The organism is Algoriphagus sp., assembly GCF_024642405.1.
GTDB lineage: Bacteria > Bacteroidota > Bacteroidia > Cytophagales > Cyclobacteriaceae > Algoriphagus.
Genome location: NZ_JAHEBC010000483.1, coordinates 1 through 2425, shown reverse-complemented (window position 1 = coordinate 2425; position 2425 = coordinate 1). Strand labels below are relative to the sequence as shown.

Genomic DNA, 2425 nt, shown 5'->3' with positions numbered 1-2425 from the left:
TAGTAAATCTTCCAAAATATAAGTTTAAAATAACATGATGAAAGTCCTACTTGATCTTCAATATCTCAATGTGGCGACCACGGGCATTAAAACCTATATGATGGAGCTGACGAAAGCAGCCAAGACATATCCACATCCTGATATTGAATGGATTTTTTCTCATGATCCAGAAAAGCAGTCAAAAGACCAGACATTTAAAAATCTTTCATCAAAGATTCAAAGGCTTAATTACCATTTGGATTATTTTCGCTGGAAGGAATTTCAATTGCCTGATTTAGTCAAAAAGCATAAACCGGATCTTTTGATTTGTTTGGATTTTGTTTCACCAGCCGCATCACTTCCCTGCCAAAGAATGACAGTAATCCATGATGCTTTTTTCTGGCAAATGCCCCAAAATTACCCTTTATGGTGGAGAAGATATTTTTTGAGATTGATTTCAAAAGGACTGAAGAATGACACTAAAATCATTACGACCACCAATTATTCTAAAAACGCCTTAAAAGAGCATCTAGGAAATAATTTGCCGATTGAGGTCGTATACCAAGCCCCAAAGAATTTATCTGAAAAGCGAGATTCAAGTTTGATTGAAGACAACCAATTAGATCGATTTCCCTATTTTCTTCATATTGGCACTTTTGATAAAAGAAAGAACCTGCCTTTGCTTCTGGAAGCTTTTGAACAGTTTCTGTATAAGCATAACAAGGAATTCAAATTAGTTTTGGCGGGAGGTCAGGGACAAAGTGCTCAGATGAATGATTTCCCTTTGATTCAAAAGTTGGTATCTGAAAAAGGATTGGAAGAAAAAGTAATCCTTCCAGGTTATGTTTCTGATGCACAGATCAGGAGCTTTTATGAAAACGCTTTTGCTTACGTTTTTCCTTCTGAAAATGAAGGTTTTGGAATTCCAATCCTTGAAGCGATGGGGTTGGGATTGCCTGTAATTCACTCAGATCAACCTGCTTTAGTTGAGGTAGGTGGGAATTCAGGTTTAGTTTTCAAAACCGGGGATTTAAATGATTTGGTAGAAAAAATGGTACTTTTGAGCCGGGATAAGGTGCTGAGAGATGATCTAATTCAAAAAGGACTTTCTCGAAGCAAAAATTTTTCCCCACAAAAATTTATAGAAGCTTTTCAGCATTTGATTTTGAATGCTGCTCCAAAAATATGAGGCAAATTGCATGTCCAGTCTGCAAAGTTGAACCTACCGAATCTAGGGAGGAATATTCAATTATTAAATGTGTAAACTGTAAAACCTCCTGGACTTTTATCCCTAATGAATTGGACGTAGATGCGCTTTATGAAGATGAAGTATATGCTGTAGTTGATAATAGAGAGTCCATTTTTGAAAAGGTGATCTTTAAAGAGGCAAAAGGCGTATTAAATCGAGCTAAGGCCCTACTCGATAAATCTCAAAATAAAGTCCTTGATTTTGGATGTGGAAAAGGTCAATTCTTGGCTGAAGCTAAAAGATCAGGCTTGATTGGCATTGGAATAGAAACGGCTAAAGATCGAGCTAAATTTGCTGAGGATAAATATCAAGTAGAGGTTATTCAGGAATTTTATGAGTCGGGTCAGGTTGCAGGAGGTGAATTTGATTTGATTTGTTTAAATCATGTATTTGAACATTTACCGGAACCGATTTCTTTGGTGAAGGAATTGCTGCATTCTAATTTGGCAAAGGGTGGTTTACTTTACATTGAAGTGCCAAGAGCAGATTCCTGGCAAGCGAAAATAGCCGGAAAAAATTGGATCCATTGGGATATTCCCAAACATTTAACTCACTGGAATGAGTCAAGACTTTTAAACCAATTTGAAAGTTTAGGGTATATAAAAGTTGGAGAGAAACCTTTCTCAATACATCTAGGTGTTTTAGGAATGCTCCAATCATTATTTAGTCTTTTTGGTTACAGAAAGCATTTGATCTTGAGTCTGAAAAAGAAAAAAACAATTGGGTTAATGTTAGGAGTAGGGCTTTTGACCCCATTCGCATTTTTATTTGAATCGTTTGCTGCACTTTTTTCAAAAAGTGGGGTGATCGGAATTTATTTAAGAAAGGATGGGTAAGGAAAGAAATATACTTTTTCTTCAGACTAGTTCGGAGCTTTATGGTTCTGGAAAAATCATTCTTCAAGTTCTAAGGATTTATCGAGAACAAGGTCTTAATCCAGTGGTCGTCATGACAGGAAAGGGACCACTTGCTGATTTATTAGTAGAAGAGGGATTTATTGTGAAGGTTCAGAATCTCGGAATTCTAAGGAGAAAGTATGTTAATGCTAGTGGTCTCGTCAATAGGTTTAACAAGAAACTTAAAGCCTTCAAGTTTTTGAATAGACTTCATGAGGAGTTTAATTTTGAACTGGTTTACTCCAATACTTTGGCAGTAATCGTTGGCTCTTATTGGGCAAGAAAAAATAAGATCCCTCAT

The 2425-nt window shown here is 36.2% G+C and carries 2 protein-coding genes and 1 pseudogene; all 3 read left to right on the top strand.

Annotated features, from left to right (window positions below; all coding sequences use genetic code 11):
* Positions 1-34 precede the first annotated feature (34 nt).
* A complete protein-coding gene (locus tag Q0L68_RS19615) occupies positions 35-1168 on the top strand; it encodes a glycosyltransferase family 1 protein (RefSeq protein WP_296705936.1) in 1134 nt (377 codons plus the stop codon).
* Positions 1165-2064 (top strand): class I SAM-dependent methyltransferase, encoded by a 900-nt coding sequence (locus tag Q0L68_RS19610; RefSeq protein WP_296705935.1) that lies wholly within the window; start codon positions 1165-1167, stop codon positions 2062-2064. The genes Q0L68_RS19615 and Q0L68_RS19610 overlap by 4 nt, the downstream gene beginning before the upstream one ends.
* Positions 2057-2425: pseudogene (locus Q0L68_RS19605) on the top strand (glycosyltransferase family 1 protein); the annotation flags it as partial. The gene Q0L68_RS19610 and the pseudogene Q0L68_RS19605, both read left to right, overlap by 8 nt.